The sequence below is a fragment of the Shewanella sp. S23-S33 genome (assembly GCF_043359565.1).
Lineage (GTDB): Bacteria > Pseudomonadota > Gammaproteobacteria > Enterobacterales > Shewanellaceae > Shewanella > Shewanella oncorhynchi.
Genome location: NZ_JBHFFD010000025.1, coordinates 21281 through 45776, shown reverse-complemented (window position 1 = coordinate 45776; position 24496 = coordinate 21281). Strand labels below are relative to the sequence as shown.

22 protein-coding genes are annotated in these 24496 nt (G+C 46.3%); 10 read left to right on the top strand and 12 right to left on the bottom strand.

The genetic code is table 11. The features are described from left to right. The 4 genes from ACHA99_RS08510 to astE form a co-directional block, all read right to left on the bottom strand. On the bottom strand, positions 1-1569 hold a 1569-nt coding region (locus tag ACHA99_RS08510), incomplete at its 3' end, for a dihydrolipoyllysine-residue acetyltransferase (protein WP_393942158.1). Positions 1570-1578: 9 nt separating this feature from the next. Then, positions 1579-2556, bottom strand: coding sequence for an alpha-ketoacid dehydrogenase subunit beta (locus ACHA99_RS08505; protein ID WP_028759982.1), 978 nt, complete (start codon positions 2554-2556; stop codon positions 1579-1581). A gap of 3 nt (positions 2557-2559) precedes the next feature. Further along, complete coding sequence (locus ACHA99_RS08500) at positions 2560-3738, bottom strand: thiamine pyrophosphate-dependent dehydrogenase E1 component subunit alpha (protein ID WP_006081586.1); 1179 nt, start codon at positions 3736-3738, stop codon at positions 2560-2562. Between the two features lie 162 nt (positions 3739-3900). Beyond that, positions 3901-4938, bottom strand: a complete 1038-nt coding sequence (gene astE / locus ACHA99_RS08495) for a succinylglutamate desuccinylase (RefSeq protein WP_393942155.1) — start codon at positions 4936-4938, stop codon at positions 3901-3903. Between the two features lie 330 nt (positions 4939-5268). Between astE and msrA the strand changes: the two genes are divergently transcribed. Then, positions 5269-5748, top strand: coding sequence for a peptide-methionine (S)-S-oxide reductase MsrA (gene msrA, locus ACHA99_RS08490; RefSeq protein ID WP_028759985.1), 480 nt, complete (start codon positions 5269-5271; stop codon positions 5746-5748). Positions 5749-5861: 113 nt separating this feature from the next. Here the strand turns inward: msrA and pgm are convergent, their stop codons facing one another. Continuing rightward, complete coding sequence (gene pgm / locus ACHA99_RS08485) at positions 5862-7514, bottom strand: phosphoglucomutase (alpha-D-glucose-1,6-bisphosphate-dependent) (protein ID WP_393942153.1); 1653 nt, start codon at positions 7512-7514, stop codon at positions 5862-5864. A 73-nt stretch (positions 7515-7587) separates the two neighbouring features. Beyond that, on the bottom strand, positions 7588-8130 hold the full coding sequence (gene seqA / locus ACHA99_RS08480) for a replication initiation negative regulator SeqA (RefSeq protein WP_219250445.1): 543 nt from the start codon (positions 8128-8130) through the stop codon (positions 7588-7590). 298 nt (positions 8131-8428) lie between these two features. Between seqA and ACHA99_RS08475 the strand changes: the two genes are divergently transcribed. The 6 genes from ACHA99_RS08475 (at position 8429) to efp (ending at position 12293) form a co-directional block, all read left to right on the top strand. Continuing rightward, entirely contained in the window at positions 8429-9205 is a 777-nt protein-coding gene (locus ACHA99_RS08475) for an alpha/beta fold hydrolase (RefSeq protein ID WP_263182339.1), read from the top strand. A 101-nt stretch (positions 9206-9306) separates the two neighbouring features. Further along, positions 9307-9528, top strand: coding sequence for a DUF2788 domain-containing protein (locus ACHA99_RS08470; RefSeq protein WP_006081578.1), 222 nt, complete (start codon positions 9307-9309; stop codon positions 9526-9528). A 10-nt stretch (positions 9529-9538) separates the two neighbouring features. After that, positions 9539-9811 carry a LexA regulated protein gene (ybfE, locus tag ACHA99_RS08465; RefSeq protein ID WP_006081577.1) on the top strand — a complete coding sequence of 91 codons (273 nt, stop codon included), beginning with the start codon at positions 9539-9541 and terminating at the stop codon, positions 9809-9811. A 54-nt stretch (positions 9812-9865) separates the two neighbouring features. After that, the gene (fldA, locus tag ACHA99_RS08460; RefSeq protein WP_006081576.1) at positions 9866-10393 is read left to right on the top strand and encodes a flavodoxin FldA; all 528 of its coding nucleotides are present in this window, start codon (positions 9866-9868) and stop codon (positions 10391-10393) included. A gap of 112 nt (positions 10394-10505) precedes the next feature. After that, positions 10506-11687, top strand: a complete 1182-nt coding sequence (gene earP, locus ACHA99_RS08455) for an elongation factor P maturation arginine rhamnosyltransferase EarP (protein ID WP_393942149.1) — start codon at positions 10506-10508, stop codon at positions 11685-11687. Positions 11688-11732: 45 nt separating this feature from the next. Next, positions 11733-12293, top strand: coding sequence for an elongation factor P (efp, locus tag ACHA99_RS08450; protein WP_105252465.1), 561 nt, complete (start codon positions 11733-11735; stop codon positions 12291-12293). Between the two features lie 146 nt (positions 12294-12439). Here the strand turns inward: efp and ACHA99_RS08445 are convergent, their stop codons facing one another. Continuing rightward, entirely contained in the window at positions 12440-13774 is a 1335-nt protein-coding gene (locus ACHA99_RS08445; protein ID WP_393942147.1) for a glutamine synthetase family protein, read from the bottom strand. 285 nt (positions 13775-14059) lie between these two features. Continuing rightward, positions 14060-15442 (bottom strand): Na+/H+ antiporter NhaC family protein, encoded by a 1383-nt coding sequence (locus tag ACHA99_RS08440; protein WP_393942145.1) that lies wholly within the window; start codon positions 15440-15442, stop codon positions 14060-14062. 753 nt (positions 15443-16195) lie between these two features. Between ACHA99_RS08440 and ACHA99_RS08435 the strand changes: the two genes are divergently transcribed. The 3 genes from ACHA99_RS08435 to ACHA99_RS08425 all read left to right on the top strand — a co-directional run bounded on the left by ACHA99_RS08435 (position 16196) and on the right by ACHA99_RS08425 (position 19585). After that, positions 16196-17410, top strand: coding sequence for a pyridoxal phosphate-dependent aminotransferase (locus ACHA99_RS08435; RefSeq protein WP_105252462.1), 1215 nt, complete (start codon positions 16196-16198; stop codon positions 17408-17410). Positions 17411-17622: 212 nt separating this feature from the next. Further along, entirely contained in the window at positions 17623-18210 is a 588-nt protein-coding gene (gene yfbR, locus ACHA99_RS08430; RefSeq protein WP_011839912.1) for a 5'-deoxynucleotidase, read from the top strand. 25 nt (positions 18211-18235) lie between these two features. Further along, positions 18236-19585 carry an anti-phage deoxyguanosine triphosphatase gene (locus tag ACHA99_RS08425; RefSeq protein WP_393942142.1) on the top strand — a complete coding sequence of 450 codons (1350 nt, stop codon included), beginning with the start codon at positions 18236-18238 and terminating at the stop codon, positions 19583-19585. Positions 19586-19771: 186 nt separating this feature from the next. Here ACHA99_RS08425 and ACHA99_RS08420 read toward each other — a convergent pair whose 3' ends face one another. The 4 genes from ACHA99_RS08420 to zwf are packed head-to-tail and all read right to left on the bottom strand — an operon-like array spanning position 19772 to position 24465. Continuing rightward, on the bottom strand, positions 19772-20413 hold the full coding sequence (locus tag ACHA99_RS08420; protein WP_028759995.1) for a bifunctional 4-hydroxy-2-oxoglutarate aldolase/2-dehydro-3-deoxy-phosphogluconate aldolase: 642 nt from the start codon (positions 20411-20413) through the stop codon (positions 19772-19774). A gap of 20 nt (positions 20414-20433) precedes the next feature. After that, positions 20434-22260, bottom strand: a complete 1827-nt coding sequence (gene edd / locus ACHA99_RS08415) for a phosphogluconate dehydratase (RefSeq protein ID WP_393942160.1) — start codon at positions 22258-22260, stop codon at positions 20434-20436. A 24-nt stretch (positions 22261-22284) separates the two neighbouring features. Further along, positions 22285-22983, bottom strand: coding sequence for a 6-phosphogluconolactonase (pgl, locus tag ACHA99_RS08410; RefSeq protein WP_006081565.1), 699 nt, complete (start codon positions 22981-22983; stop codon positions 22285-22287). 9 nt (positions 22984-22992) lie between these two features. Beyond that, a complete protein-coding gene (gene zwf, locus ACHA99_RS08405) occupies positions 22993-24465 on the bottom strand; it encodes a glucose-6-phosphate dehydrogenase (protein ID WP_028759998.1) in 1473 nt (490 codons plus the stop codon). Positions 24466-24496 lie beyond the last annotated feature (31 nt).

The window sequence follows — 24496 nt, the reverse complement described above, 5'->3', positions numbered from 1 at the left end:
ATTACAGAAGCGAGCAATGGTGCCGCCATCGATCACTCTATGGTCACCTGACCAGCTCACTTGCATGATTTGGCGAGCTTCGACTTCCCCTTTCGCGTTAAAGCGCGGTAGGGTTTGCAACTTACCTAAGGCCACAATCGCCACCTCAGGTTTGTTGATAATAGGCGTCGCCACTGTGCCACCTAAGGCGCCAATGTTCGATATGGAAATCGTGCCGTCTTTCAGATCCGCTGGCGCCACGCGGCCGCTGCGGGCTGCTTGGGTCAGGCGGGTGATTTCTGCCGCCACTTCTAAAATGCTCTTATCCTGCACATCTTTGATGTTGGGCACCAAGAGACCGACTTTAGAATCCACCGCCATGCCGATATTGTGACGTGCCTTGTAAGTTAGTTCAGTGCAATCCGCATTCACTTGACTGTTCATCACAGGGAACTGACTTAACGCGAGCGACATTGACTTCATAAAGAAAGGCATCATGGTCAACTTCACTTCATCTGACGAATACTTAACCTTCATGCTTTCACGCAGTGCAACTAAGTCTGTTAAATCAAACTCTTCGCAATAGGTAAAGTGCGGAATGCTCGATACAGATTCCACCATCATGCGTGCCATCACAGCTTTTACGCCGCGAATCGGCTCAACCGTGTCAGCGCGTTGAGTCACTGTAGATGTTGGAACTTGGGTTTGAGATGTTTGAGTCGCTTGAACTGACGCCTCTTTTACCTGAGTCGCACTTGATGCAGAAACATTGCTCGCGCCTTGTTGGAAGCGAGTGATGTCTTCCTTATACACACGGCCGTGCTTTCCTGTGCCAGGTACTTGGCTCAAATCGATATCTAACGACCGCGCCATGCGACGAACTGCGGGGCTGGCTAAGGCTTTACCTTGGCGAGCAGGTTCTGTATTCACAATCTGCGCTGCAGGTGCGGCATTGGCCACAGTATCTGTATTTATTGTCGCCGCAGGTACATAAGCCGTCTGTTCAACTTCAATGGCAAATAAAGGCGCATGTACTTTAGCTAGCTGACCTTTGCGATAATGCAGTTTGGCAATTTTACCCGCTTTAATGGCAGGAATTTGCACCAGCGCTTTATCTGTCATCACGTCGGCAATCGGTTGATCTTCCTCAACCCAATCACCTTCACTCACCAACCATTCAACTAGCTCACATTCAACAATTCCTTCGCCGATATCAGGTAGTAAGAATTCTTCAATGCTGACAGATGAATGAGATGACGTGGTCGCGTTTGTTACTGCCACTGGCTCAGCAGCTTTTGCGATTGTCGCAGCTGCAGCCGCAACAGATTCTTCGCCCGCGATTTCAACGGCATCTTCAATTTGTACGGCATAAAGCGGCGCATGCACTTTCGCAATATCGCCCTTCGCGTAATACAACTTAGTGACCACGCCCGCAAAAGGCGCAGGGATTTGCACTAAGGCTTTGTCTGTCATGACATCGGCAATCGGCTGATCTTCAACGACAGTGTCGCCTTCTTTGACAAGCCATTCAACCAACTCACACTCCACAACACCTTCGCCAATATCCGGCAAAATAAAATCTTTAATCATACCGGACTCCTAGAAGGTCACTGATGCTTTGATGGCTTCAAACGTTTTGAATGCATCTGGCATGTATTCTTTTTCATGAATGAGTGGGTACGGGGTATCTAAACCACAAACGCGGCTGATGGGTGACTCTAGATACAAGAAGCATTCTTGCTGAATCGTCGCCGCTATCTCACCAGCAAAACCACCGGTTAATGGCGCTTCATGGTTAACCAGTAAACGTCCGGTCTTTTTGACTGAATCGGCAACGGTATCGATATCCCAGGGTGACAAGGTGCGTAAATCGATAACTTCACAGGAGATCCCTTCTTTAGCGGCCATGTCGGCGGCTTTTTCAAGAATTTCCATTTGCGCGCCCCACGCCACTAAGGTGATGTCTTTACCTTCGCGAACCACTTCAGCCTTACCCAGTTCAATTTCATAATCGCCCGCGGGCACTTCGCCAACCGATGCACGATATAAACGCTTAGGCTCAAAGAAGATCACCGGATTTTTGTCACGGATTGACGCCAACAGCAGGCCTTTGGCTTGCTCAGGGTTGCGTGGCACCACCACTTTTAACCCCGGCGTCTGGGTAAAATAGGCTTCAGGTGATTGCGAGTGATAATGGCCGCCCGCGATGCCGCCGCCATAGGGCGTACGGAACACTAATCCACCGACATCGAACTCATTACCACTACGGTAACGGAATTTAGCTGACTCGTTGACGATTTGATCAAACGCCGGAAAGATATAATCGGCGAATTGAATTTCAGCCACGGCGGTCATGCCATTTGAGGCTAAACCATTGGCAAAACCGGCAATACCTTGCTCTGTCAGCGGCGTATTAAAGCAGCGAGCGCGACCGAATTTTTCTTGAAGACCGGAGGTGGCGCGAAATACCCCGCCAAAGTGGCCCACATCTTCACCAAAAACCACCATGCGTTCATCGGCTTGCATGGCAATCGACAAGGCCTCATTGACGGCCTGTAACATATTCATTTCAGCCACAGCTTATAGTCTCCCTGCACTTTTTGGATAGGCTTGCGGATATTTCTTGATATGTTCTTTAAGATCGGCAAGTTGCTTTTTCAGCACTGGCGTCGGCTTGTCGTACACATCTTCAATAATTTCATCCAGCATAGGCACAGGAATTTTTTCAGCCACTTTTACCGCAGCCAATACTTCTTCACGATATTTCTCATGCAGTTTCACATCATCCGCTTCAGCCAACCAACCTTTGTTGATAAGCCATAATTTGAAGCGTTTAACCGGATCGTGTTGCTGCCACTTGGCTTCTTCATCTTTCGAGCGATAACCAGAGGGATCGTCTGAAGAAGAGTGCGCGCCGAGACGGTAAGTCATGGCTTCAATCAGCACAGGCGCATTATGCTCAATCGCATAGGCACGGGCTTGCTGGGTTGCCGCTAACACGGCCAACATGTCATTGCCGTCTACACGAATGGTGTGCATGCCATAACCCACACCGCGGCTGGCAATACCGTTTCCAGCAAACTGCTCTTCAGTGGGGGTAGAAATCGCGTAGCCATTGTTACGACAGAAGAAAATCACTGGGCATTTCAGTACCGCGGCCATGTTTAGGCCAGCATGAAAATCCCCTTCCGATGCAGCGCCTTCGCCAAAATAACAAACCGCGACTTTGCGCTTACCTTGCATTTTTAAGCTGTAGCCCACACCAGTCGCCTGCGGGATTTGCGTGGCTAACGGTGAAGAAATCGTTTGATAATGCAATGCCGCACTGCCGTAATGGATTGGCATTTGGCGACCTTTACCAAGATCTTTCTCGTTACTGAACATCTGATTCATAAACTGTTCAGTGGTAAAGCCGCGATAACGCAGCGCCGCATGCTCACGATATTGTGCGAGGATCACATCTTCTTGATCGAGTGCGGCCACACTGCCAACAATCGCCGCTTCTTCACCCGTACAGGTCATGTAGAAGCTGATGCGTCCTTGACGCTGGGCGCCAAGCATACGTTCATCAAGTACCCGAGTGAATACACAGGTATCGTAAATTTTAGTGGCTAAGGTTTCATCTATCACAGGCAAAACCGCGGTTTCATAAGTGGTGCCGTCGGCTTGTAGAATTCGAAGGATAGGAATGTGTAGCGATGCCTTATCCAAGAAGCCGACACGGTGCACTGTATCAGTGTTGAGTGTTGCTTTGCTCATATTGTGCTCTTGTTATCTCATTACGCATCAAAGCGTTTTGATGCGTCTGTTTATACGAATATGCCCGACGAACATTACGTTAACGTAAACTACCTATCAACCATTGGCATAGCTCAAACCACAAGTTATCCCTGCCACGCATGTATATATTGCTTTACAAGCCTAACGCACGTCCGCATTCACCGCAGGGATCAGGCAAATCACAGTGCGATTGCCAATAGGCACTTTGGCATTAGGGAACACGACAGACTCAAACTCGTGCTCCACTTTAATTTCTTGCCCACCTTCCCGCGCTAAAACAAAGCCCTTCGGGAAAGATCTGAAGTTTTCGACATCAGTTGCGAAGGTAAATTCAAAATCATCGAAATGTTTATTGATGACGCGGCACACTTGGTACAAGTTAACCTTATCGGCATCAAATGCATCCAGCTCCAACGGCTTAGCGGTGATCAAGCGCATGAACATTTCATGGGTGGCGATAAAACGCGTCATGTCGTTCTGCCCCATGGGATACACTTTGCCAAGTTCAATGGTAAAGGCATCGGCGCTGTAGCGTTCAGAGGAAAAATAGCTGAAGGTCGTGGTCGGTTCGTGGTGGAAAAGTACTGTATCGACGCCGCTTGCGGCTAAAAACATAATTTGCTCGCCGCTAAAGGCGCGCCCTGGACGATAGGGATAGATAGCGAACTTTTCATGCTTCGAGGCGCGCATCGCCGTGTGCAGATCATAATGAATGCGCTGACGTCCATCGGCAACCACCGTAGTATAAAAACGATCGACATAGGCTTCGAGTTTTTTCGCGCGTACTCGCTCAGGGTTCACTACCCCTGGTGGATTAGAATGCTCACCACTAAACAGACGATTCATGTTTTCGTCAATAATCCGCGTGCCGTTATTAATCGCTAATGGGTTCCCAATGAGAAATAAAGTGCGCTGCTTTGCGATGATCTTTTGCTGTAAAAGTTGTTTAATTAAGCTATTGCAGAGTTCAATGGGGGCGGTCTCGTTACCGTGAACACCGCAAGAAAGCACGACATCTTTTCCTTCATTCTGGGTTGGCTCAAAAACGATAACGCCGGTATCCCACACTTCCACTTGAGTATGATCGCCTAAGTTAAATGAAAATTCGCCATCGAACTGTTCAGGATGGGCTAAGGTGAGCGCTAAAAAATCCTTTGAATCTAACAGAGCTTGTAACACAGAATTCTCCTTATAATGATGTGTAACAGTATTGGCGCAATAGCATAAGTACAGGCAGTAATAACCACTTAAGCATTTATCTCACCGCGGTTAGTCTCACTCGCACCTAAAAAACGGCTTCAATACTAACACATGTTTTTAGTGCTGTTCTCAGACATTTATTGCCGTAGGACCCAGTTTTAAGCGGAATGACATTCAACTAAGCTGATTGTTAAATTCTTAGGACATTCCCTAAGAATTTCCCATGATAAATATTCCAGCTTGAGGCTTGCTTTTGCACTCAAGTTTTATCACAATCCTTAGCCATCTAGACTTCTATTGGATTTAATTATGGCGTTAGCAACCTTTGGTGCCGGCTGTTTCTGGGGCGTAGAGTATTTTTTTAGACAAGTGAACGGCGTATCGAATGCCACCTGCGGCTATATGGGCGGCAATAATGCGGCGACAACCTATGAAGAAGTCAAAAAAGGCAAAACGGGCCATGCCGAAGTGGTGCAAGTGGAATTCGATCCCGCCCTTGTCAGTTATGAAGACTTGCTCGATGTATTTTGGAAAAACCACAATCCAACGAGTCTGAACATGCAAGGCGGAGATATTGGCACTCAATATCGCAGCACCATTTTCTTCCACGACCGCGAGCAAAAAGCGGCCGCAGAAGCCTCAAAGTTAGCTTTTGCCCGCTCGGGCCGTTGGGGATTACGCCATATCGTCACTGAAATAGTGCCACTTCAACAGTTCCATGTGGCTGAGGAATATCATCAAAATTACATCGATAAGAATAACTTACCGAGTTGTCATATCGAGTACTAAATACGGTCAAATCAGCATGAGATCAACTATTCACAGCTGAATTAGACACAAACAAAAACGCACTCAAATCTGAGTGCGTTTGTTTTTTGATACTTTATAAACCTACTACTGCATTAAGCGTTTAGCGCCTTATCAATTAATGCCTGCGCATCTTTGATGATCTCAGCCAAATGCTGCTCACTGATAAAACTTTCGCCGTAGATTTTAAATAACGCTTCAGTGCCCGATGGACGCGCCGCAAACCACCCATTAGCAGTGGTAACTTTGATGCCGCCAATCGCCGCATTATTGCCTGGCGCATGGGTTAACACGTTTTCGATTGTCTCACCTGCAAGCACAGTGGCATTTAAGGTATCGGCATTGAGCAAAGCAAACTTGGCTTTGTTTTCAAGACTGATTGGGCTATCGATACGCTTATAGAAACTTTGGCCAAATTGTTTTACTAACTCTTGGTGACGCTGACCTGGGGTTTTACCTGTCACCGCAAGAATTTCTGCCGCAAGTAACCCTAGAATAAAACCGTCTTTATCCGTACACCAAGTAGAGCCATCACGGCGTAAAAATGCCGCGCCAGCACTCTCTTCACCGCCAAAGGCGATTGTGGCTTCGGCTAAACCGTCGACAAACCACTTAAAGCCCACTGGCACTTCGAGTAACGTTTTGCCGTGGAAAGCACAGATTTTATCGATAAGCGCACTCGATACTAAGGTTTTACCTATGGCTAAGGTATCGCTCCAATCTGGTCTGTGTGTCAGTAAATAATCAATAGCGACCGCAAGATAATGATTCGGATCCATCAAACCCGTACCAGGGCAAACTATGCCGTGACGGTCATAATCGGGATCATTACCAAGGCATAAATCAAAGGATTCTTTATGGGCGAGTAACCCGGCCATCGCGTAGGGAGATGAGCAATCCATGCGGATTTTGCCGTCTTTATCCAGCGGCATAAAGCTAAAGCTTGGATCAACCTTATCATTGACTAAGGTGATATCGAGCCCATAACGCGCGGCAATCGGTGCCCAATAGAAAATCCCTGAACCACCGAGCGGGTCAACTCCGATACGCAGCTTAGCGTTGGCAATCGCCTGCATGTCGATAACATTTTCTAAATCAGCCACATAGGGCGTGATCAAATCAATGGCGTTGACATAGCCTGATGCCAGCGCTTTGGCATACGCTAATTTTTGCACGCCAACTAATGCTTGGCGCAGGTAATCATTAGCTCGCGATTCAATCCAAGCCGTGATATTTCCTTCGGCTGGTCCGCCATGGGGTGGATTGTATTTGATCCCGCCATCTTGAGGCGGATTGTGGGAAGGCGTGATAATCAAACCATCAGAAAGAGACGCACCTGTGATATTTGCTTCGCGATTGGCGCAAATCACCCCATGGGACACCACTGGTGTTGGCGTGAAACCATCATTCTGCTGGATGTGCACTGTGACTTTATTTGCCGCCAGCACTTCAATGGCCGATAAATAAGCAGCGTAGGATAACGCATGAGTGTCAATCCCGAGGATCAACGGCCCATTGATATTCACCGATTGGCGATAATCCACCACAGCTTGGGTAATCGCCCAAATGTGTTGTTGGTTAAAACTGCCATTGAAGGCGCAGCCTCTGTGCCCAGAAGTGCCAAAGGTAACGCGTTGTTGTACGTCATCCATATTTGGCGTGATGCTGTAATAATGGCTCATCAGTTTTGGAATATTGACCAGATCCGTCTGATTAGCGATTTGTCCTGCCCTTTGATGTATTGCCACCTATGGCTCTCCTGCACTCAATTACAATTAGAAAAAGTAGAAAAATGTCGTACTAACTTGGCTCACCCGCGGATTAAACGCGCTCGGCGATGCCCGCAGCTACTGTCGCATCACAACCAAATTGCACTAAAACTTCCGATAAAATAGTGCGTTTCTTGGCGGTATTGTTGTTACTCGTTACCCAGAAACCACTTGCACCAATTTCTTTTGGGTTAGCCGAAGCACTCGCTTCGAGCAGTTGCTCCTTAGAGCGAGCAAAATACAAACGATCGCGCCCTTGGATCTGCAGAATTTGTGAGAATTGCTCTGGGGCTAATTGATACAAACTTTCGAGCAAAAACAGAAAACGACCTACTGCGCCTTTTTGCTGCGATAACTGATGTTCATCGACTAAGCGACTAAAATCATTCACTGCTGGCACTGTTTGCGCCGCGACGGGCTGAATAGGTTCAGCTTCAAGGCTCGGTTGGCTAATCGCCAAAGGCTGAGGTTGTTCGACCGCATCGACGGACAGGCCGAGTAATCGACGAAGAATGTCAGAGGCGCTCTCACCAATTCGTTCTGTTTTGCTGGCAATATGACGATAGAGCTCTTCATCTACTTCGATATATTTCATAACCTTAATTATCCTTTGTTATTCGACAGGCTTAACCGAAAAAAGTGTACCACAGCGATCGGGGCAGATCATTGCGATCTGTTACCAGTGTATCTATCTCTATCAATCTGATAAAGCGCCATTATTCTAAAAGTGCGGGAAATAGCACAGCAAACTAGCAGTTAATCGACAATTGCCGAAAAAGCACACAAGTTACTGGCCGCCCCCACTATAGAAATGGCAACTGACTTGTCAAGCCAACGGCATTAAGGGCACAATTCGCGTCACGCTAAGCTAAAAATCTCCAACAGGAATCACCATGAACTTTGTTTCCACAGGCCAAGGACCCGCAGTGCTCTTGATCCACGGCTTGTTCGGTAATCTAGATAACCTCAAAGGCCTAGGGCAAGTATTAGAAAGCCAGTATCAAGTTATTCGTGTCGATGTGCCCAATCATGGTTTAAGTGAACATTGGGATCAAATGGACTACCCTCACCTGGCCACTTCAATGATCAGCTTGCTCGACGAACTGGCTATTGAACGCGCCCATATTGTGGGTCACTCTATGGGCGGTAAAATCGCCATGGCGACGGCGTTAGCCTTTCCAGAGCGCATTATCAGCATGGTGGCAGCCGATATCGCACCCGTCGCCTATGAGCCAAGACACGACACAGTGTTTGCGGCATTAGAAAGCCTGCCCTTAGAAGGCCATACCGACAGACGCTTTGCCCTAAACCACTTAATTGACAATGGTATTGACGAAGCGACGGCACAATTTTTACTCAAAAATCTACAACGCACTGATACTGGCTTTCGTTGGAAAATGAACTTAAGTGGCCTAAAGGCTTGTTATCCTAATATTATTGGCTGGCAAAATCAGACGCCAAATCCAGTACAAAGCTATGCTGGACCAACTCTGTTTATTCGCGGCGGCGACTCAAATTATGTCACTAGTGAGCACAGAAGCGCTATCATGGCGCAATTCCCCGCGGCACAGGCAAAAACACTTGAAGGATGTGGTCATTGGTTGCATGCGCAAAAACCCGTCATTTTTAACCGGATCGTGTCTGAATTTATTGACAAACATTCAATGTAAATCAGCAGCAAACTCGACCGAAAGCATATGGCAGCCGCCATCTTGTTGTGATATATTCGCGCCTCTTTTGGCCTTAGAACACTCTCAAGGACTAAGAAAGTATGTTATCTCAGTACATGGAACAAATTGAAACCATCGGCCTGAACCTGTTTTTTGCCTCGATATTTTTCTTTATCGGCATGGCCATCCACGATGTGCTTAAACAAGGTAACGTGCCAAAATTTGGTCGATTTATTGTTTGGTTAGTGTTATTTCTCGGCTGCGCCGGGTTTATTGTAAAAGGTATTATCCAGATCACTTGGGAAGGCTCAGGGATCGGTTAACAATAAGAACATGGCAAAAGAAGCGACAGACAGAACCACTATTGACCTTTTTGCCAACGAAAAGCGCCGGGGCCGACCACGTAGCAATCCTTTGTCCCGTAGCCAACAGCTTAAGGTCAACAAACGCAATCAAATCCAGCGCGATAAAGCCAACGGATTAAAGCGAATAGAGTTAAAGGTGTCACAAGATTTGTATGACGCCTTGAATGAGCAGGCATTGGCCAGTAACATCAGCCGTAGCCAGTTAATCGAATTAATTCTTCAGCAACAAGTTGAGTGCTGAACGAGTACCAGCAAGATTAACCTAATAAGTGAACTAGACATTAAAGGATAGACAATGGCAACTGTAGGTCTTTTTTTCGGTAGCGACACAGGTAACACCGAAGCTGTAGCCAAGATGATCCAGAAAAAACTGGGTAAAAAAATGGTTGAGGTGAAAGATATCGCCAAAAGTACCAAAGAACAGATTGCAGAGTATGACTTGCTGCTGTTCGGCATCCCGACCTGGTATTACGGTGAAGCGCAATGTGACTGGGATGATTTCTTCCCTGAATTAGAGCAAATTGATTTTACTGACAAACTTGTCGCAATTTTTGGTTGTGGTGATCAAGAAGACTACGCTGAGTACTTCCTTGATGCTATGGGCATGGTTGGCGATATTGTTCAGGCCCGTGGTGGCATCATCATCGGCCATTGGCCAACTGCAAGCTACAATTTTGAAGCCTCTAAAGGTCAAGTCGATGACGACCACTTTATTGGTTTAGGTATCGATGAAGATCGCCAGCCAGAGCTGACTGAAGAACGTGTTGATGCTTGGGTTAAGCAAATTTACGAAGAAATGTGTTTAGCTGAATTAGAAGATTAATTCTGTTAACCATTTGATTAAAGCGGCTTAACGCCGCTTTTTTTATGCATATATTTCTGACTTGTTGCAACTATCTACTTTTTGTAACTAAGAATAACGACATACCACACTCATGACCAACACACTCCGCTCCACTCATTGGGATATCTTTTGTACCGTCGTCGATAACTATGGCGATATTGGCGTCACTTGGCGTTTAGCCAAACAAATGGCTAATGAGTACCACATTCCCGTTAATTTGTGGGTCGATGACCTCGCAAGCTTCTCGCATATCTTACCGACACTCGATCCACTAAAAGCCACTCAAACCTTCAATGGTGTGAATATTATTCATTGGAAAGAGCCTTTGCCTATAAAGTTTGTTGCAGGAGCTGTGCTCATCGAAGCCTTTGCCTGTGAACTCCCTGCAAAGGTAAAAGCGCAGCTGGCTTATTTACATCAGAACGCCCCAAAATCTGTACCTGTTTGGCTGAATTTAGAGTATTTAAGCGCAGAGGATTGGGTTGAAGGCTGCCATGGTTTGCCATCGTTACAAGCCAATGGTTTGAAGAAGTATTTCTACTTTCCCGGTTTTAGCGCCAAAACGGGTGGACTCATTTGCGAGCAAAAGTTGTTTGCAGAGCGTGATGCTTGGCAAGCTGATACTGCCAATAAATTGCAGCTTTTTACTGATCTAGGTCTTAAGGACATTCAGGCACAAGACACTGTTATTAGCGTTTTTAGCTATGAGACCGAGGCGCTACCTGCATTATGTGAGTTATGGCAGCAATCGGTAGAAAAAATCCATGCGCTGATCCCCAAGGGGCGTAGCTTAAACAGTCTGACACATTTACTGCCCTGTGAAATTGCCGCTCTAGTGCCGGGTCAACAGATAAATCATGGCAATTTAACCCTGCACATTTTACCTATGACAGACCAACAGGGGTTTGATCGCCTGCTCTGGAGCAGTGATTTTAATATCGTGCGCGGTGAAGATTCCTTTTTACGTGCCCAATGGGCCGCAAAACCCTTCATTTGGCACATTTATCCCCAAGAAGATGATTATCACCTCGTAAAATTAGAAGCTTTTCTCAAACTTTACTGCGATAATCTGCCACCTAAAATTGCTTGTTATTGGTCTGAATTGAATCTCGCGTTCAACCAAGCACAGCAATCAGCCGTGAGCCTTCACTGGCAAAACCTTAATCCTGTTAATTTGCCCTTGTTGCATCACCATGCTAAACAATGGCCAATTAATGCATTAAATGCTGCAGATCTCGCTACTCGACTAGTTCAGTTCGTTAAAAACAGCTAAGATACTGCGCGAAAACAGAAAAATCTAAATATAGGAAATAGTGTAATGAAAACTGCTCATGAAATCCGTCCTGGTAACGTGATCATGTTAGATGGCAGCCCATGGGTTGTGCAGAAAACTGAAACAACTCGTTCTGGCCGTAACGCTGCTATCGTTAAGTTAAAGTTGAAAAACTTACTGCTTAACTCTGGAACTGAAACGACTTTCAAAGGTGAAGATAAGTTAGAAGACATCATCTTAGATCGTCTTGACTGCACATATTCTTACTTTGCAGATCCTATGTTTGTATTCATGGATGCAGAATACAACCAATACGACGTAGAAGCTGAAAACCTAGGTGATGCAGCGGCTTATATCGTTGACGGTATGGAAGAAACTTGCCAAGTGACTTTCTATGATGGCAAAGCTATCTCTGTTGAAATGCCAACCACTATCGTACGTGAAGTGATCTACACTGAGCCTTCAGCTCGTGGCGACACTTCAGGTAAAGTGATGAAGCCAGCGACTATCACTGGCGGTGGCACAGTAAGTGTTGCTGACTTCGTGAAAGTAGGCGACAAAATTGAAATCGACACTCGTACTGGTGAATTCAAGAAGCGCGTTTAATCGCCCTTCTCGTTTCCAGACGAAGAAAAGCCAGTGCTTGCACTGGCTTTTTTGTCGCTATTTTTTAGTCACTCATTTTTAAGACTCTTGAGTCATTGAAGGGGTTAAAACTTTTATAAGTAATAATTCCCTTATTCATAAAAGCGTTAGCATTGCGGCCCTAAGAAACGTCGCTCCCAAGCCCCTATCTCACTCAAATAACTTTGGAATTCAATTTCCTTCACCGATACAAAGCCAGTGACAAAATCGTCCCCGAGTAAGCGTCGTGCCGAATCACTTTGGCGCATTTGCGTTAACGCAGCTAAAAATGTCTGCGCGAGGTCATGGCTGCTCTCATAAGCGCTCCCAGTTTCTGGTGCACTTGGCGATAATTTTTCTTCTATTCCGGCAAGGCCCGCTGCCAAAGATGCGGCAATCATCAGGTACGGATTAGCATCGGCACCCGCAATGCGATTCTCTACCCGTCTCGCCACTGGAGCACTTAATGGCACACGTAGGCCAGTGGTGCGATTATCAACGCCCCAACTTAAATTAATCGGCGCTTGACTGCCGGAAATGTAACGTCTAAATGAATTGATATTGGGTGCAAATAACAACATTAAATCAGGTAGATACTTTTGTAATCCGCCGATGTAGTGGTGAAAACGGTCAGTGTCACTACCATCAGCATGGCTGAAAATATTATGACCTTTATCATCGACGACACTTTGATGTAAATGCATAGAACTGCCGGGTTGACCCGCTATGGGTTTCGCCATAAAAATTGCATTCAAGCCATGTTTAATGGCGATTTCTTTCGCCGCGTATTTAAACATAAAGGCTTGATCCGCTAAGGCCAGCGGATCGCCATGCACTAAGTTAATTTCATATTGCGATAGCCCCATTTCATGGATCCAAGTATCACCTTTAATCCCAATCGCATCGATAGCGGCATTAAACTCATCCCAAAATGGTGCGAGTTCATTGAGCATATTCATGCTAAACGCAGATTGACCATTTTCAGCTCGGCCACTTTTTGACATGGGTGCCTGATACGGCACACTCGGATCGGTATTGGCTTCAGTCAGATAAAACTCAATCTCAGGGGCCACCACGGGCGTTAACCCAAGGGCTTGGTAACGGGCCAACACATTTTTTAACATAGAGCGCGGCGCAAATGGACATAAATTGCCATCCAGTAATACACAGTCATGGATGGCAAATGCGCGCGGCACTGTGCTCCATGGGATCATCTTGAGGGTGCTGTAATCGGGGACGAGTAAAAGATCAGGATCAGCATCAGGGAAAACTGGATCGTAGGAATACTCACCGGTAATCGCTTGCATCGAAATCGCTTGGGCAATACGTAATTCAGCACCCTGAGCAAAACTTCGGGCTGGCATAAGCTTTCCCCTTGGATAGCCTGAAATATCAGGGAATAAACACTCGACATCACGTATTGTGCCGTGCTCGAAAAACGCAGTAAGAAGAGTTGAGTCCATTTGATTCGTTTGCCACTAATGTTGAAAATAATGCCCTGAAGGATGCAAAGTATAATCAGGCTTTGATTTGAAAAGCTACATGGCGACGATGAAATATGTAAAATATAAATGACAATTCCGTAAAATATAATTTGACATCAGTTGAAAATCTTCATTTAGTAGTGTAATCGTGTTTATTCTAGTTCAAGCCTCATCACTCTTTACTCACCCTAGCCGCCTAACCCCATTACGGCAGACATAAAAAAACCAGCCGTAGCTGGTTTCTTATATTAATCATGACAGAAGTTATGCAATCACAATAAAGCCGATAAATGCTATTACTGCTGCGATAAGTGCATAAGGTAACTGAGTCACAGCATGGCTCACTAAGTTACAACCTGAGCCTTGGGCGGCCAATACGGTTGAATCTGAGTAGAAGCACGCTTGGCTACCAAATGATGATGCAGACAATAAGGCCCCAATGACTAATGGGATGTCCGCCCCAACCGCTTGCGCTAATGGCATCACGATAGGAATTGTCACGGCAAATATACCCCAGCTCGAACCTGTGGCAAACGCGAGTATAGCCATAGATAAAAACACTACCGCAGGCAGCAATTTAGGTGTCATAAATGGGCTTAATGCCTCAATGACATACTGCGGCAGTAACAACTGATCGCACACATCCTTAAACACAAACGCCGCAATCACAGTGCTAATGGCCGGTAGCATGCTTTTAAAGCCATCGATCATTTGGTCCATCATCTCTGAAAATGGCATCAAACGCTGCACTGCATAATAAGGAATCGTGATAACTAAGGTCGCCAGCAAGCCTTTCCACACGTCGATATCAAAGTACACGGTAAAGGCAACTAACAAACCAATAGGCACTAAAAAGTTATGCAGTTTGCCCTGATTATCGGCGTGCTTAAATTCCTCTTCTATGGCTTTAACCGCATATTCATCCGAAGTTTGCACTTGGTCGAAATCCACCTGCGCTTCAGCGGGTTCACCTTGGGCAGCGCGCAGCTGCGCAGTCTTCATTGGACCAATAGCGGGCACAATACCTAATGCGACAAGTAGTACCATAGCCACAGCTAACCAAGCATAAAGCATGTAAGGAATGGCTTGCATATAAACTGCAATGCCTTGACCTTCGGCTGCCACACCGTTATCCACCAGTAATCCACCAAAAAATACCGCCCAAGTCGATAATGGCACTAACACGCACACGGGCGCGGCGGTGGAGTCCACGACATAGGCGAGCATTTCACGGGACACTTTAAATTTATCCGTTACACGCTTCATGGTTTCACCCACGGTCAACGCATTGAGATAGTCATCGATAAAAATCACGATCCCAAGGATAAAAGTCATTAATAGGGAAGATTTAGGTCCTTTCGCCAATTTAAGTGCATTGCGGCCAAACGCTAAGGCGCCGCCAGTTCGTACTAAAAGTGCGATGAGCGCGCCAAAACCACCACACACCAGAATCAACCAACCTATGGTTTCATCGGCCATAACCTTCAATGACACACTAGCAAAATTGTTTAAGACTTGACTGGGATCGAGTAACAGGAAACCGGTTACCGCACCTATGATCAAAGATAAAATAGGACGGCGTAACCAAATAGCTAACACCAATACCACCAAAGGTGGAATGAGACTTAACGCTGTCGGTTCAGACATGCACTTAGGTCCTCTAAATAAATCGCCTAAAAGGCAAATGGTTTTAGAATAACGCCTGAAATCAACACGATTCAGAACGTCAACACAGCTGCTTCATGATGACTAACCCTGAAGATAAAACCCGCGAATTGCTTGCTATCTAAGGTGCCTTGCCAAAAACATCGCGCAGAAAATAAAGCGCATCGAATATTGAGTCAACTATAAATTTAACTTGATAGAAAATAAATTGAATTCCCGTGAGACAATTTTACATAACCGCATAATCTAAAAGACTTTTAACGCCATTGTAACTTAAACATTTATGATCTTCTTAGCTTAATAAGCATTCAATAAATATGCCTAATTATCACAAGATAAAATGCCGCTTGCATAAGTTTACCTTATCAAAAATCTGTGATTAAAAATCAACCATTAAGTATCAGCTAAAATACATTTTCTTCTGTTACGATTAATATGGCTAATATAGAGAAATCAAATATGAGTCAGCTAATGAAAACGCATTTTCATCTTTCGAAATGAAAAACATAAACAAGATTCCCCTACCAACCCAATAGATAAACAATCTTAAAATCATGCCAATGTCAGAACATAAAACTTGTGCAGATTTCTTTAATCGACTGTTAAAGCATATTTAACTGAGGGATATTTATAAAAAAAGCGCAATTCTGTGCTTATCCCCCCTTTCATCTGCAATGAAATTTCGTTATGGTGCGCTAACTTAAGCCAAAACTTTATGCATGTTCCGAGGTGTAAATGCGCCCTATCATCAAATCCAACAAGCTGGATACCGTTTGCTATGACATCCGCGGCCCAGTGCACAAGGAAGCCAGACGTTTAGAAGACGAGGGGCATCGAATCCTCAAACTCAACATTGGTAATCCGGCCCCCTTCGGTTTCGAAGCGCCTGAAGAAATTGTGCGCGATGTGATCCTCAATTTACCCAGTGCCCAAGGCTACTGTGAGTCAAAAGGATTATTCTCTGCCCGTAAGGCCATAGTGCAGCATTATCAAGCCCAAGGGATTTTTGGTGTCGATATCGAAGATATCTATATAGGCAACGGCGTTTCAGAACTCATTATGATGGCAATGCAAGGCTTGCTAAATACCGATGATGAGATCTTAATCCCCTCTCCAGACTATCCCCTGTGGACGGCTGCGGCGAATCTCGCGGGCGGCAAGGCTGTGCATTATCGCTGTGATGAAGAAGCGGACTGGTTCCCCGATCTCAACGACATTAAAAGTAAAATTTCATCACGTACCCGCGGCATAGTGCTGATTAACCCGAACAATCCAACCGGAGCGGTATACAGCAGAGAATTACTGCTGCAAGTGGTTGAACTGTGTCGTCAACATGATCTGATCCTTTTTGCCGATGAAATTTACGATAAAATTTTATACGATGAAGCCAAGCATATTCCTGCTGCGGGTCTATCAGATGATATTTTAACTGTTACTTTTAACGGTTTATCAAAGGCTTATCGTGCAGCAGGATTTCGTGTTGGTTGGATGATGTTATCTGGCAATCTTAAGGCTGCTAAAAGTTACATCGAAGGCTTAGAGATGCTGTCCTCGATGCGCCTCTGCGCAAACGTGCCCAATCAACATGCGATTCAAACCGCGCTCGGCGGTTATCAGAGTATTAACGAGCTTATTTTGCCTAATGGCCGCCTCACAGTCCAAAGGGATGCCTGTTACGAATTACTTAACCAAATTCCAGGTGTGAGCGTTAAAAAACCAAAGGGCGCACTCTATGCCTTTCCGAAACTGGATATGAAGAAATTCAACCTAAGGGATGATGAGCGTTTAGTGCTGGATTTACTCAGAGAAAAGAAAATTCTGTTAGTGCACGGCACGGCCTTTAACTGGCCTGAGCCTGACCATTTACGAGTGGTTTTCTTGCCCTATAAAGAAGATCTGAAGAAAGCATTTACCGAGTTTGGCGCCTTCCTCGAAAACTATCGGCAGTAAGTTTATCCTCAGTTAACAGTTTGAGTCATAAAGCGATCCTAGTGGTCGCTTTATTTTTAGCTATTTCTTTAAATCCTCCACGCTCATGCTCACGTGTCATCCAAGGCTGTGATAATCTAAGACTTCACTAGCGTCAATACTGCCTATTCACTCGTATCATGTCTTCCATTGCAGCTTGTCGCCTACCGATTTCACTCTTTAGCAGGAAAACTATGAGTCACTTATTTGCGCATTTAGCTCGCATGAAACTTATCCAACGCTGGCCTTTGATGTACAACGTTCGCACTGAAAATGTTCAAGAACACTCGCTGCAAGTTGCCATGGTGGCCCATGCACTAGTGATCATCAGTAATAAGAAATTCGGCACGACGCTCGATCCCCATCAAGCCACGAGTCTGGCGATTTTTCACGATGCCAGTGAAATTCTCACGGGTGACTTACCGACGCCAGTGAAATACTTCAATAAAGAAATTGAAGCCGAGTATAAAAAGATTGAGGCGATTGCCGAGCAGCGCATGTTAGATATGGTACCTGAGGAATTTAAAGAGGATTATCGCAGTCTGTTCATCAGCGATTACGCCGATCCCGTTTACAAGACCATAGTGAAATCGGCTGATACTCTGTGTGCCTATCTTAAATGCCTTGAGGAAAACCGCGCTGGCAACAGTGAATTTAATACCGCCCGCAAGCGACTTGAAGACATGCTGGCGACGAATCCCGATCCTGCAGTACAGTATTTTATGAACTGCTTTGTACCCAGTTTCACTTTGAATTTAGACGAAATTAACAAGATGCTTTGATTTTCCACTCTCGCTAGGAATGCATATGACTTCAAGTGTTTGGCAAGAACGCCGTCATGGTGAAGATAAACAACGGCGTAACGATCACCGCAGCCCCTACCAAAGAGACAGGGCGCGTATTCTCCACTCGGCCGCCTTTCGCCGCCTCCAGGCCAAAACGCAAGTGCTCGGCGTTGGCATGAATGACTTCTATCGCACCCGATTAACCCACTCACTCGAAGTCTCGCAAATTGGTACCGGCATAGCTGCTCAGCTCAGGCGCAAATATCCACAACATAAACAACTGCTTTGCTCTATGAGCTTATTAGAGTCCCTGTGCTTGGCCCACGATATTGGTCATCCTCCCTTCGGCCACGGTGGTGAAGTCGCATTGAATTACATGATGCGCGACCATGGCGGTTTTGAAGGTAACGGCCAAACTTTTCGCATTTTATCTAAGCTTGAGCCCTATACATTAGATTTTGGGATGAACTTGTGTCGGCGTACCATGCTCGGGATTTTAAAATACCCAGCGCCGCACTCGAGGCTATTTGTCGCGGGTGAACATAATGAAATCACCAACCATAGACAGCTCAAGCCGTCACAATGGCCGCCGGTTAAGGGCATTTTCGACGATGATAACGACATCTTCGCTTGGGTGCTTGAGCCTTTGTCTGAGGCGGATAGCCGTCGTTTTACCTCGACACAGCAAGGTTCACACCCCGCCCTGCACCACTATCCGCATTTGCGAACCCAGTTTAAATCCTTCGATTGCTCGATTATGGAACTGGCTGATGACATCGCCTATGCGGTGCACGATCTCGAAGATGCGATTGTGATGGGCATAGTCACAGCATCCCAGTGGCATCAAGATGTGGCGCCGACACTGACGAACAGCAGTGATGCGTGGATACGACAAGAGCTTGCCGATATTGGTAATAAGCTGTTTTCCCATGAGCATCACTTGCGTAAAGATGCCATAGGCACACTCGTTAATGGCTTTGTCACCGCTATTGTTATCTCAGAAGATGACGTGTTCGAAGAACCATTATTGCGCTTTAATGCGACGTTAGAGCCGGAATTTGCCATTGCGCTCAATGTGCTCAAGCAACTGGTTTATAAATACGTGATCCGTAAACCCGAGATCCAAATGCTCGAATATAAAGGCCAGCAGATTGTGATGGGCTTATTCGAAGCCTTCGCTTCCGATCCCGAGCGTTTGCTGCCACTGAACACCCAAGAACGCTGGCGCGAAAGTGAGCAACAAGGTTTAAACAGTCACAGAGTGTTGGCGGACTATATTTCGGGGATGACAGATGAGTTTGCGGGGCGACTGTATCAACAGCTATTTAGCCCCAAAGCGGGCTCGAATGTGGAGCTGAGTAAGGAAATGTAGGCAAGCGATCATTTCGCAGCCCGGCTTTCTATAAAGCCAGACTGTTTGTAAATGCTCGTGTTACTGTAAAAACCCGACTTTCTACAGAGTCAGCTATCACAGCCGTTCTTTATCAAAATGTGAAAGATAAAAGACAAAAAACCACCTTGCGGTGGTTTTTTATTTTGTCACTATTTCAAACTCGATTTATAAAGCGCCAATGGCATCTTTACAAAGTTGAGTGATACGATCCCAATCGCCGTGTTCCATTGCATCCGTTGGCGCAATCCAACTACCACCAATACAATCGACGTTTTTCAGCGCTAAATAATCTTTATAGCTGCTTGGCGTAATGCCGCCTGTTGGGCAGAAGCGAATGTCCGCTAGCGGACCCGAGAAGGCTTTAAGAGCATCAACACCACCCGAAGCTTCGGCTGGGAAGAATTTAAAGTGGGTGTAACCGAGCGCCATCCCCGTCATCACTTCTGAAATGCTCGCAACCCCTGGAATTAAAGGGATTGGACCATGCATACCCGCTTTGAGCAGTTCAACCGTTGCACCTGGAGTAATAATAAACTGCGCACCAGCGGCAATCGCAAGATCAAGCTGAGCTTCGTTTAAGATAGTCCCTGCGCCGACTAAGGCCTCAGGCACTTCTTTGGCGATTTTAGTGATAGCTTCGAGTGCACAAGGCGTACGCAAAGTCACTTCTAACACGCTAATGCCGCCGGCAACCAGTGCTCGCGCTAATGGCACCGCATGTTCAATCTTGTTAATCACCATAACAGGAACAATAGGGCTGCGTTTAAAAATATCTTGTGGCTGTAGTGACCAGTTATTCTCAAGCATTGCGTTATTCTTCCTTTGTATTAATAAAGTTCATCGATGGCATTAGTACAACGCGCACCAGTTTCTGGACTACTTAGATTTGAACGTAGCGCACTAAATAACTCGCGGCCCATGCCATAACGTGAGCGATGTAAATCCACTATTCCCGCGGCTCTGGTGGCAAGTTCAGCTTCAGAGACCAGCAGGCTCAGTTCGCCAGTTAACGCATCGACACGGATCAAGTCGCCATCTTGGACTTTAGCAATTAAACCGCCATCTAAGGCTTCTGGCGTCAAGTGAATGGCCGCAGGGACTTTACCCGACGCACCAGACATGCGACCGTCGGTCAGCAGCGCGACTTTAAAGCCTTTGTCCTGAAGCGTTCCCAATAATGGGGTTAACTTGTGCAGTTCTGGCATACCGTTAGCTTTCGGGCCTTGACCTTTAACCACGACAACACAATCTCTATCCAAAGCACCGGCTTGGAACAAGGCATCGAGTTTGTTTTGATCGTCAATCACCACCGCGGGCGCTTCAACGACACGATGTTGTTCTTGTACTGCTGACACTTTGATCACAGCGCGGCCTAAGTTACCTTTGAGTAATTTTAAGCCACCGTTGCCTTGGAAAGGTGATGCGACTGACGTTAACACTTCAGTATCTAAGCTAGTCGTTGGACCATCGACCCAGCGCAGTTCACCGTCAAGCAGCCTTGGCTCTTGGGTATAACGGCGTAAACCAAAGCCCGCAACGGTATTCACCTCTTCATGCAATAGACCCGCATCGAGCAATTCTTTGATTAAGTACGCCATGCCACCGGCTGCATGGAAATGATTAATATCGGCATGACCGTTTGGATACACGCGCGCCACTAATGGTACAGCATCGGATAATTCAGAAAAATCATCCCAGTTCACAATAATACCGGCAGCACGAGCCGCGGCGACAATGTGCATCGTCAAGTTAGTTGAACCGCCAGTAGCCAAAAGTGCCACAATGCCGTTAACCACAGACTTTTCGCTGACCACTTCACCGATTGGGGTATATTGAGTACCCATTTCGGTTAAACGACACACTTGCTTAGCGGCCATCTTGTTTAAGGCTTCGCGCAGTGGATCATCAGGATTTACAAACGACGAGCCTGGTAACTGCAGACCCATCACTTCAAGCATCAGCTGATTCGAGTTTGCAGTGCCGTAGAAGGTACATGTTCCTGCACTGTGGTAAGACTGGGCTTCTGCTTCGAGCAGCTGCGCGCGATCCACTTTACCTTGGGCAAATTGCTGACGAATACGGGCTTTTTCTTTGTTCGGGATACCTGATTTCATCGGCCCTGCGGGCACGAATAACATAGGTAAGTGACCAAAGCTTAAGGCGCCGATAAGCAAACCTGGAACGATTTTATCGCAAATGCCGAGCAGTAAAGCACCATCGAACATGTTGTGAGACAAGCCCACAGCCGTTGCCATAGCAATCACTTCACGACTCAGTAAGCTCAATTCCATACCGGGTTGACCTTGAGTCACACCATCACACATGGCCGGAACACCGCCCGCCACTTGTGCAACACTGCCGACTTCCTGACAGGCTTTTTTCAGCAATTCAGGATAGCTTTCATAGGGTTGGTGCGCAGATAACATATCGTTAAATGCCGTCACTATGCCGATGTTCGCCTTATTCAATTGACGCAATGCATTTTTGTCGTCTGGATTACAGGCGGCAAAACCATGGGCTAAGTTGCCACAGCTCAATGAGCTACGGTGTACACCATGGTTACGGGCATCATTCAATGCGGCGAGATAACCTTCACGTGACGCTTTGCTACGGGCAATAATTCTGTCGGTAACAGCTTGAACTACTGAGTGTATTTCTACTGAGTGCATAGTGACTCCTTAAGCGCTCCAGAACACATCAACGGGCGTTTTACGCTGCGCTAATACGGCTCTGATAGGCATAGCATGGACATCATCACTTTCTAACGCTTGACGATATACGGATAATTTCTGTTCCCCGACCAAGTGCAGATAAATTTGTCTGCTGTTCAGAATCGCACTCTTAGAGAGCGTAATTCTGCCATGGGGCGCTGTGGTGGGGTTCGTCGCCACACACAAGGCTTGGGTTGTGAGCGCATTTTCAAGCTCAGCACTGCAGGGAAACCAAGAGCAGGTATGACCATCGTTACCCATGCCTAACACCACCACATCAAAAGGACGTGGGAAGTTAGACAAGGACTCGGCGGCCATATCGGCGCCCGCTTCTGCGGTCGAAAACATGTTTTTTAAACCGCGGAATTTGGCATTCGACGCGCGGTTTTGTAATAAATGTTCACGCACTAGACGTTCATTAGAAGCATCGGCGTCGGCCTCAACCCAGCGCTCATCGGCGAGAGTGATATAAACATCACTCCAATCGATGGACTTCATGCTCAATAGTTGAAATAACTTAAGCGGCGTCGAACCACCGGAAACCACTAGGCTCGCTTTTCCGCGGGCATCGACGGCTTCCTGTAACTGGCTCGCAATCTTGCTGGCCAGTTGCTGTTCTAACGCACTTGGCGTATCGAAAGATTTGAATACGGTTTCTTTAATCATCAAAGTCTCCTACTCGTCCCACGAACGGCCATCTTTGGTGATCAAAGCAACTGACGCAACTGGACCCCAAGTACCCGCAGGATAAGGTTTTGGTTTTTCGTTGCTTTGTTCCCACGATTGAATAATGCCATCAACCCAAGTCCATGCCTGCTCGACTTCGTCGCGGCGCACGAACAGCGCTTGATTACCGAGCATAGCTTCGAGTAATAGACGCTCATAGGCATCGGCGATACGTTCATTTTTAAAGGTATCGGAGAAGCTCAAATCGAGTTTAGTGGTTTGTAGACGTTGTTTTTGCTCCAAACCTGGCACTTTGTTCATCATCTGGATTTCAACCCCTTCATGGGGCTGCAAACGGATTGTCAGCTTGTTCGGTGGCAGATTACGGTAGCTTGAGCGATACAAGTTATGCGGTGGGTTTTTGAAATACACCACAATTTCAGAGCTCTTAAACGGCATACGTTTACCGCTACGTAAATAGAAAGGCACGCCCGCCCAACGCCAGTTGTCGATATCCACACGAATAGCCACGAAGGTTTCTGTGTGTGATTGAAGGTTGGCGCCTTCTTCTTCTAAATAACCCGGTACTGGGCTGCCCTTTAAGAAGCCAGCACTGTACTGACCGCGTACGGTATTTTCATACACATTGTCAGAATTAATCGGACGCAGTGATTTAAGCACTTTGACTTTTTCATCACGGATGCTGTCAGCGTCTAAGTTGACCGGTGGATCCATAGCAACGAGCGTTAACACTTGCAGCAAATGGTTCTGGATCATGTCACGCATTTGACCCGCTTTGTCGAAGTAACCCCAACGGCCTTCGATGCCCACTTCTTCTGCGACTGTGATCTGGACGTGGTCAATCGTACGGTTGTCCCACTTAGAGGCAAATAAAGAGTTAGCAAAACGCAGTGCAATCAAGTTCTGTACGGTTTCTTTACCTAAGTAATGATCGATACGGTAAACCTGACGTTCTTTGAAGTAAGCGGAAACTTGGTCATTGATAACGCGAGAAGAGTCTAAATCTGAGCCGATGGGCTTTTCGAGCACCACGCGTGAATCTGGGTGGATAAGATCTTGTTCATGCAAACAACGGCAAATGTCGCCGAATATTGCAGGTGGCGTAGCAAAGTAACTGACCATAACGCGCTCTTCTGGTTTGAGCAGATCATGGAAGGCACTGTAGCCCGCTGAATCGGTAAAGTTAGTGCCTATATAGTGGCAGCGGGACAGGAAACGTTGGAGAGTCTCTTCGCACAAAGGCTCTTTCACGAAGGTGTTTAATGCAAGCGTGACTAATTCGATAAACTCATCTTGAGTAAACTCGTCTTTCGCGACACCGATCACTTTCGTATCTTTATCGAGAAGTTCAGCTTTATCTAGCTGGTATAAAGAAGGTAACAACTTGCGTCGTGCCAAATCGCCTTTAGTACCAAAGAGTACGAAGTCACAAGCTTTGGCGCCTGATGTTGTTTTGCCCATTGCGTTACGATCTCCTTTGTATGTCGTGTCC

Excerpts from the sequence above, each read along its gene's own strand:
- ACHA99_RS08500 (WP_006081586.1), bottom strand. The coding sequence starts at position 3,738 with ATGAGCAAAGCAACACTCAACACTGATACAGTGCACCGTGTCGGCTTC.
- msrA (WP_028759985.1), top strand. The coding sequence starts at position 5,269 with ATGGCGTTAGCAACCTTTGGTGCCGGCTGTTTCTGGGGCGTAGAGTAT.
- seqA (WP_219250445.1), bottom strand. The coding sequence starts at position 8,130 with ATGAAATATATCGAAGTAGATGAAGAGCTCTATCGTCATATTGCCAGC.
- ACHA99_RS08475 (WP_263182339.1), top strand. The coding sequence starts at position 8,429 with ATGAACTTTGTTTCCACAGGCCAAGGACCCGCAGTGCTCTTGATCCAC.
- ACHA99_RS08470 (WP_006081578.1), top strand. The coding sequence starts at position 9,307 with ATGTTATCTCAGTACATGGAACAAATTGAAACCATCGGCCTGAACCTG.
- ybfE (WP_006081577.1), top strand. The coding sequence starts at position 9,539 with ATGGCAAAAGAAGCGACAGACAGAACCACTATTGACCTTTTTGCCAAC.
- fldA (WP_006081576.1), top strand. The coding sequence starts at position 9,866 with ATGGCAACTGTAGGTCTTTTTTTCGGTAGCGACACAGGTAACACCGAA.
- earP (WP_393942149.1), top strand. The coding sequence starts at position 10,506 with ATGACCAACACACTCCGCTCCACTCATTGGGATATCTTTTGTACCGTC.
- efp (WP_105252465.1), top strand. The coding sequence starts at position 11,733 with ATGAAAACTGCTCATGAAATCCGTCCTGGTAACGTGATCATGTTAGAT.
- ACHA99_RS08445 (WP_393942147.1), bottom strand. The coding sequence starts at position 13,774 with ATGGACTCAACTCTTCTTACTGCGTTTTTCGAGCACGGCACAATACGT.
- ACHA99_RS08440 (WP_393942145.1), bottom strand. The coding sequence starts at position 15,442 with ATGTCTGAACCGACAGCGTTAAGTCTCATTCCACCTTTGGTGGTATTG.
- ACHA99_RS08435 (WP_105252462.1), top strand. The coding sequence starts at position 16,196 with ATGCGCCCTATCATCAAATCCAACAAGCTGGATACCGTTTGCTATGAC.
- yfbR (WP_011839912.1), top strand. The coding sequence starts at position 17,623 with ATGAGTCACTTATTTGCGCATTTAGCTCGCATGAAACTTATCCAACGC.
- ACHA99_RS08425 (WP_393942142.1), top strand. The coding sequence starts at position 18,236 with ATGACTTCAAGTGTTTGGCAAGAACGCCGTCATGGTGAAGATAAACAA.
- ACHA99_RS08420 (WP_028759995.1), bottom strand. The coding sequence starts at position 20,413 with ATGCTTGAGAATAACTGGTCACTACAGCCACAAGATATTTTTAAACGC.
- pgl (WP_006081565.1), bottom strand. The coding sequence starts at position 22,983 with ATGATTAAAGAAACCGTATTCAAATCTTTCGATACGCCAAGTGCGTTA.
- zwf (WP_028759998.1), bottom strand. The coding sequence starts at position 24,465 with ATGGGCAAAACAACATCAGGCGCCAAAGCTTGTGACTTCGTACTCTTT.